Below are 7,236 nucleotides of genomic sequence, written 5' to 3' on the forward strand. Positions count from 1 at the left end.
CTGCGAATTAACGAGTACGTGGAGCAATCTCAGTTTGAGCGAAGAAGTAGTTAACTTCACGATCAGCAGATGCTACAGAGTCAGAACCGTGAGCAGCGTTTTCATCGATGCTTACAGCGAAATCTGCACGGATAGTACCAGGAGCAGCTTCTTTAGGATTCGTCGCACCAAGGATGTCACGGTGAGCAAGAACAGCGTTTTCGCCTTCAAGAACTGAAACAACCACTGGACCAGAAGTCATAAATGCAACTAGGTCAGCAAAGAAACCACGTTCTTTGTGCTCAGCATAGAAGCCTTCAGCTTCAGCTTGAGTCAAATGTTTCATTTTAGTTGCAACAATTTGAAGACCAGCTTTCTCGAAACGAGCAAAGATGTCGCCGATGTGGTTTTTAGCAACTGCGTCTGGTTTAACGATAGATAAAGTACGTTCGATAGCCATGATAGGCTCCTTAAGTCAATTGTTGACATGAAAATTTGGCGCATTATACCGAGATAATGCGCATTTTTCTGCTTTTCATCTGTAAAAAAATGCTTTTTTAAGATGAGGCCTTAGCGTGCCTCGTCAATCCATGCCATTTGAATGGCTTCAAGCAAACCTTCAGTCGACTTGGTTGGATCATCTTCAAACTCAGGCAAAGCACACACCCAGGCATGTAAATCAGTAAAACGAATCCACTGCGGGTCCACATCTGGATGCGCTTCATAGAGTTCAATCGCGATATCGAGCGTGTCAGTCCAACGTAAACCCATCTCTATTTCTCACCATAATTGCTTTGATGCTGTACTTTAACAAATCTGTGAAAATCTGCGAGCCTTTGCTCCGGCTTTCACTTATTTTTACAGCACAATATTCAGATAAGGCGCGGTCAGGACAATGGCAATTGCCATCATGCCACCCAGAATTGCGCCAACTGCCACATCACTTGGATAATGCAATCCCAGCACCATTCGGGACACTGCGACCAGAACCGTAAAAGGCAACATCAGCATCAGTAATAAAGGTGCGACATAACCTAAAACGGTGGTTGCCATCACGGCATGCAAGGTATGCCCGGAAGGAAAACTGAAATGATCCAGTGGATGCTCACCCAAACGGATCACTTGATGTACCTGATAAGGACGTGGTCGTACAGTTTTGATTTTAAGCACCTTGTAAATCATAGTACCTATAGTACTTCCCAAAATCAGATAAACAATCTGCACGGTATAGATCAAGCCTTGCATGATCCAAACCAGTATCAGCATGAAATACCAAAATGCACCATTTCCTAAGCGGCTAATCATTTTAAAAAAAGTGGCAATACGGACTGAATGCGAAAAATGATTCAGATAAACACAGCCTTTCAAATCGATTTCTAAAAATTTAATCTTTACATTCTGGAGTTTCACACTGGTGCTCCTTTCTTGTTTTATATCCTGTATTCCTGATGCTGTACCAGTGAATACAGTGCCTGTTCAAATTGCCGGACCGGATATTGCCAGCCTACTTTTTCGGCTTTTTTACGTGCTTGCGCGCCCATCTGCTGTAATCTTTGCAGATCAGGCAGTCCGAGCATCTGCTGAATCAAACCCCGCTGATGTCCAAGTCTGCTCAACCATCCCGTTTCACCATGCTGCACATGCAAGTTTGCACAAGCATAATCATAAGCAATCACTGGCAAGCCACTGGCCATCGCTTCCAATACCACATTTCCAAAGGTTTCAACCTGACTGGCAAAACAGAATACATCTGCACTGGCATACGCCGCTGACAGTTTTTCTCCTGTCAAGCTACCGGTAAAAACAATACTGCCATCCTGATTCAGTTGTTGCAGTCGAGTGCGATCCGGCCCATCTCCAACCACTACCAAACGTATATCTTGCTGACGAACTTGGCGCAGCACAAAATAGGTTTTGATCAGCACGTCAATTTCCTTTTCAGGAGAAAGCCGTCCGACATACAACATCACCCGGGTCTCGTTTGAAACTCCCCAAGCATAGCGCAAATCTGGTGATCGCCACTTTGGTGAAAATGTATCTGGATCGACGCCTCTGCCCACAACTGCCAAGGGACAAGTTACACCAAACTGATTTAAGGCTTGAGCCGTACCTCGACTGGGGACACAGGTCAAATCAGTATTGTTATGAAACCACCTTAAATAGCCTTGAATCGGCTTCAGTAAAAAAGCCAAATCAAAAAACCGACTAAATTCTTGAAATGACGAATGGAAACCGCTAGAGACTGGAATTTTATGGAATTTTGCAAGCTGTTGAGCTACCAGACCCAAAGGGCCTTCGGTCACAATGTGAATAATATCAGGTGTAAAAATTTCAACAGCTTGATGGATTTTTAGAAATTGCGGTCTACCAAACTGCAAATTGCTATATTTAGGAAGGCAATGCGCTTTAACCAGACATTCACTATGTGGTTTAAAATCGTTACAGGCTTGTCGTTGTTCTGGACGTATTAATAAAATCTTATGTCCCTGTTTTTGCAATCCTTTACAAAGTTGCAATAAAGCATGGGCAACACCATTGATTTCAGGAGGCCAGGTTTCGGTAACGATGGCAATTTTTAAACGGGACCGTGTCAGATCTTCTAGGACTATTTTGTCATGAATGGCCTGTTTACGTTGTTCTTTTAAATCAAACTGGATTTTGTGAATAACAGGTCTTTGCTCTAATAATTCTGAGATGGAAATTTGTTGCATCTCGCACCTATTCGCTTATATTTTTCACCCAGTATAGAAAGATCTCATGACTATTTGATGAATCATGAAGCTTAAATACAACTCCACAACAATGCTTACCACTTCTCCATTCGACTTAAAAGTAAGTGAATATCTGCTTGTTTAACAGATATTCACTTACTACACACTCCCCTTCAATACTTTCAAATATTTTCAATTATTTATTATCATTATAGGCTTTTTGATATTTAAAATTTTATTTTTAAAAATCGATATCGACTGAGATCTGGTCCTGATAGTCTCCTGCAGGCACACCACTATAAGGATTATCAACTAGTTGAACAGAAATAATATATTTTTGTCTTTTTCCAGAATTTTGATCAAGTTTTACCCCCCATAGATTACTGTTAGCCCCACTTAAATTTAATTTGGTTCGTAATTTATAAGGACCATTCGATACATAACTTGTACCATCCGGATTTATCAAGTTTTGGCTACTGAATAAGATAGAGTAACCTTTATCACAAGAAACATTAAAAGAGGTTGCAGCTTGGCTACGTTGATAACTTGCCAGACGCAATTCTGAATCAGTAAATCCATCAATAGAACAATACTGAGCTGCCGCGATTCCACTCATTAGTAAGGTAGTTATAAATATGAAGAGTTTTTTCATTTTTTTGTACTCCTATCTGCATATTGCTTCTAGCATTTGTTTATCTAAGTTCTGGAATTGATTTTCATTAAGTGTGAACTGAACTTGGCACTGTTGGCCTCCTTGAGTCTGGACTTTGAGGCTATATGAACCGGCTTTGAAGAGGTATAAATAAACCATTCCCTGACTATCCACAAAAAAAGGTTCTGCAGTTATGCCTTCTACTACCACTTCAGAGCCTGGTGATAAATTATTTTGTTTAATATCTTTGAGTCTAAGGGCTATACGCTTAGTTTTGTGAACAGGAAAATTTAACCGATATCCTCGCTGTTCAAGTCCAATTATTTTTTTTGAAGATTGTTCGAAAGTTTCATCTAAGCCTAACTGATTATGATCAAAAGAAATATCATAATGAATATAAGGAATCAGATTATGAACGAACATATAACCATTTTTATTGGTACTCCCCACCAGTCCAGCCGAACGGTAAATATCTAAGTCTGGGTGCTGATCCACGTGCACAAGTGCAAACGCATTATCTGCATATTTAGTCAGCGCTACTTTACTCCCTAGCCAGACTAAAGCACCATCAAAACTAAGCTGTGAATTGCGACGATCCTCATATTCATCATGAGAAAGCTGCAAATTGCCAACACTGGTTTTCCATAAACCATAAGCATTGTAATGAAGTTCATCATCAGCTTGGTTTACGCCTATTACATAATCGAAACCATTTTGGGTTGAGGTGGTTCGACTAAAACTTAAAGCTGTTTCATTATCGGCCGTATCATGGTCTAGGGAAATTCGTTTATTTGCTCCCCAATTATAATAAAGAGCAATATTAAATCCTTGATCATCCTCATCACTATAGTCCTTATAAAAACCAAAATTAGTATATAAATTATTTGTTAAAGCCTTAGATGCTCTAATATCAAAAAATTTACGGTCTTCGCTTAATAATCCATTATTATTGTAGTAAGATTGATATATATAATTGAAACCCAAATTATCAATAAATTTTAGATTAGAAAAATTAAAATAGAACATCCCCGAATATTTTACATTAGATTCATATAAATTATTTCCCAGATATTCGTATTCTTCAGAGAAATACTTACCATTTAATCCTACAGACCAATTTCTTAAATTTCGAGTCAGGCTAATTTTAGCAGCATAACCTTGATCTCCATCTTTAATTTGACTAGCTGAAAAAGCACTATCAATTAAAAAATATTTACTTATACCTTGCGTCCACAATAAATCAAGATTACTAACATCCTGGTTATACAAAAGATCGACACCTAAAGTAGTAAAAGAGTTAATACCACGACGGAAATAAAACTTAGAAAAAAAGTCACGGTAATCATCATCTACAGAATCATAACTATAACGCAGCTTACCGAATGAGATATTATATTCATTTAGTTTTGGTTTAAGTAATCGACTATTAATAAAAACAGGAAAACTTCTTACAGTACGATTACCTAAAATATCTTCAACTACTATTTGAGCATTCCCAGCTTGACTTAAAACACCTCCAGCTGGAAGGTTATAATATCCCGGAGCAACTGAGTCCCTATAAAGTCTTACACCATTAATGAATAAGTCTACAGTTGAAGGTAGGCTTGCACTTCCTGTTAAGTTAGGAGTGTTCCAGTAGATAAAATCTGGTCGATCTGTATAATTTGTTCCAAAACTTAATCCTCCGAAACGAAAAGAACTATTTAATGAATTATAAGTACTTGTAGTATCTCCTATAGTTAATCTTAAATACTTTTCTGGAAATTCAATATCTAGAGTGCTATTTACTCTTAACAAATTTTCTTCAAACTCATCAGGCTCTTTTCGATATAAAAAAGCATTTTTAAATAACCAATAATCTTTAAATATGCCAAATTCTGAAAACGTATTAAAATCTTGGTCTTCATCATCTCTATTATAAAATAAATTATAATTAACAAAACCTCCAAAGTTTGCTTTTTCAGGAATTTCTATTTGCAGATCATAGTCAGTTCCCACAAAATAATCGACAGGGAAAAATATTTTTATTGCTTGCAAACTATAATCATCTTCGACTTTAATTCCCGGTTGAGTAATAAGACAAAAATCCTTCTTAATTGTATGCCGAGGTGTTTTCTCTACACGAATTCCAATATTTTCCAAAGCCTTACATTCAACAAACCTCTTATCCCCCTCAAAAAAAGTTACTGTTTCCGTGTTATAATCTAAGCCATTCACCCAAATATTAACGATAAGTATTTCTGGGTTTTCTGGCTTTGTTATTCCTTGAATTATTTCTGCATTGATATTTGACAATCCCATCCCACATACAATCATAAGAAGGACTTTTGTGGATCTCATAGTATTATCCTTTTACTTTTTATTATTTAATAACTATACTTTAATAGGAAATTCAAGATATTCTGCTTGGTCCTCTAATTTTATTTTAAGCTTCAACTTCCCATTTACATTAATATCACCCAGATCAACCACAACCTTTTTACCACTTAAAATATATTGAACTATATTTTTTTTAACTATTTCTTTATTATTCTGATCTAAAACAATTATTTCTATAAGCTTTGCATGAGAATCAGCCACATTATTAATGTTTAAATAAGATGTATTACTCGTTTTTTGAATATTTACATCCAGCTTAGGAGATACTTGTTTACCAGCAAATAATGGTAAAGAAAAATTAAATAGAAAAGTTAAGTTAGATTTATCTACAACAGGCGTAATTTCTTCAAAAATAATTCGCCATGCTTGTTCTTTTTTTAAGTTTGCTGGGGATTGACTAAAACCTATCCGAACCAATTGTTTACTCTCTGGTTTTAATTCAAAAATTTTTGGGTTAAATAACAATGTATCATCCTTTACTAGAATATCTTCCCCTTTATCATTTTGTTCCCACTTAAATGCATTAATTTCATATATTTTGGAAGTAGATATCCCCGTACTTTCAATATTTACAGTTGTACTTTTCTGCTTTTTGAAATCATCTATATTCATCTGGACAGGTGTAAATTTTATTCCTGCTGATGCATAAAAACCACAAAGAAATAATATAAAAAAGCTTAAAATCTTCCCATTCATAACAAAATCCCATATTTTAGCTTAATATTTTTATTAAAAAATAATATTAAAATAGGAGATGTATTAAACATCTCCTACTATTAAGTCATTTATAATTTTTAGAATGCTACTGCAAAAGTATATACGTTACTATAGTCACCGGCACGTGCATCACGATAATCACTACCCGCTACAGTAGCAGTAACATCAAATGTAGCTGAAGTAGTTTCCAATAGATCTCCAGTTGAATAACTTGCACCATTTGCCAAAGTTGCGACTGTTACTGGAACAGAACCTCCAGCACCATTTAATTGTGTAGGTGCTACATAATTCACTCTAAAGAATGAATTGGTATCTACACTAAATGATGTTGAATCCGTCCATACTTCACCACCGCCTGCTGTAGAACGAGCAAGGTTTAATACGGTATCACCCATATCTACATCACAATGTTTATCGACTTTCAAATTAATTTTAATTTTCCCATCACATTTATCCCCACATCCATGCTTTCCTGGCTTATGTGGTTTTGTTGGTTTGGGACCTGGCTTGCCTGCAATTTCTGCATCTGCATAAACTAATGTTGAACCACAGCCAAAGCTCATCACTAATGCTGCCAATGCTGCTTGAGTCATTTTTTTCATGTCTTTCTCCATTTCTTTTTTTAAAGAAGATGTCTATCTATTAGTTTTACGCTTATATTAAAGTTCTCTTTATTATTATGAGCACTTAAGTTATAAGTATCCATTAAAAAGTAAACATGTATTCTTTTCCGAATTGGTTTGATACTTTCTCCACCCATTGCTCTATTTTGTCAGCTGTCATGACTTGAAAATCTCG

At 36.3% G+C, this 7,236-nt stretch carries 8 protein-coding genes and 1 pseudogene; all 9 read right to left on the reverse strand.

Going from position 1 to position 7,236, the window contains the following annotated elements; all coding sequences use genetic code 11:
- Positions 1–7 precede the first annotated feature (7 nt).
- The gene (gene ndk, locus F890_RS14070; RefSeq protein WP_004647460.1) at positions 8–439 is read right to left on the reverse strand and encodes a nucleoside-diphosphate kinase; all 432 of its coding nucleotides are present in this window, start codon (positions 437–439) and stop codon (positions 8–10) included.
- 110 nt (positions 440–549) lie between these two features.
- Positions 550–750, reverse strand: a complete 201-nt coding sequence (gene iscX, locus F890_RS14075; RefSeq protein WP_004278360.1) for a Fe-S cluster assembly protein IscX — start codon at positions 748–750, stop codon at positions 550–552.
- Positions 751–837: 87 nt separating this feature from the next.
- Positions 838–1,389 carry a phosphatase PAP2 family protein gene (locus tag F890_RS14080; protein WP_004278361.1) on the reverse strand — a complete coding sequence of 184 codons (552 nt, stop codon included), beginning with the start codon at positions 1,387–1,389 and terminating at the stop codon, positions 838–840.
- Between the two features lie 20 nt (positions 1,390–1,409).
- Positions 1,410–2,690, reverse strand: coding sequence for a glycosyltransferase family 4 protein (locus tag F890_RS14085; RefSeq protein ID WP_005261819.1), 1,281 nt, complete (start codon positions 2,688–2,690; stop codon positions 1,410–1,412).
- A 241-nt stretch (positions 2,691–2,931) separates the two neighbouring features.
- Positions 2,932–3,342: a hypothetical protein gene (locus tag F890_RS14090; RefSeq protein ID WP_005103244.1), complete on the reverse strand. Its 411-nt coding sequence runs from the start codon at positions 3,340–3,342 to the stop codon at positions 2,932–2,934.
- 12 nt (positions 3,343–3,354) lie between these two features.
- A complete protein-coding gene (locus F890_RS14095) occupies positions 3,355–5,682 on the reverse strand; it encodes a fimbria/pilus outer membrane usher protein (protein WP_005261818.1) in 2,328 nt (775 codons plus the stop codon).
- A gap of 33 nt (positions 5,683–5,715) precedes the next feature.
- Positions 5,716–6,417 carry a fimbrial biogenesis chaperone gene (locus F890_RS14100; protein WP_005261817.1) on the reverse strand — a complete coding sequence of 234 codons (702 nt, stop codon included), beginning with the start codon at positions 6,415–6,417 and terminating at the stop codon, positions 5,716–5,718.
- Positions 6,418–6,515: 98 nt separating this feature from the next.
- Positions 6,516–7,040 (reverse strand): hypothetical protein, encoded by a 525-nt coding sequence (locus F890_RS14105; RefSeq protein ID WP_005103231.1) that lies wholly within the window; start codon positions 7,038–7,040, stop codon positions 6,516–6,518.
- A 103-nt stretch (positions 7,041–7,143) separates the two neighbouring features.
- Positions 7,144–7,236 (reverse strand): annotated as a pseudogene (locus tag F890_RS19160) (transposase); the annotation flags it as partial.

It is taken from the genome of Acinetobacter sp. CIP 64.7, assembly GCF_000369745.1.
Classification (GTDB): domain Bacteria; phylum Pseudomonadota; class Gammaproteobacteria; order Pseudomonadales; family Moraxellaceae; genus Acinetobacter; species Acinetobacter fasciculus.

Bases quoted from the DNA above. Each gene is read 5' to 3' on its own strand.
- iscX (WP_004278360.1), bottom strand. From the start codon at position 750: ATGGGTTTACGTTGGACTGACACGCTCGATATCGCGATTGAACTCTAT.
- F890_RS14105 (WP_005103231.1), bottom strand. From the start codon at position 7,040: ATGAAAAAAATGACTCAAGCAGCATTGGCAGCATTAGTGATGAGCTTT.
- F890_RS14085 (WP_005261819.1), bottom strand. From the start codon at position 2,690: ATGCAACAAATTTCCATCTCAGAATTATTAGAGCAAAGACCTGTTATT.
- ndk (WP_004647460.1), bottom strand. From the start codon at position 439: ATGGCTATCGAACGTACTTTATCTATCGTTAAACCAGACGCAGTTGCT.
- F890_RS14100 (WP_005261817.1), bottom strand. From the start codon at position 6,417: ATGAATGGGAAGATTTTAAGCTTTTTTATATTATTTCTTTGTGGTTTT.
- F890_RS14090 (WP_005103244.1), bottom strand. From the start codon at position 3,342: ATGAAAAAACTCTTCATATTTATAACTACCTTACTAATGAGTGGAATC.
- F890_RS14095 (WP_005261818.1), bottom strand. From the start codon at position 5,682: ATGAGATCCACAAAAGTCCTTCTTATGATTGTATGTGGGATGGGATTG.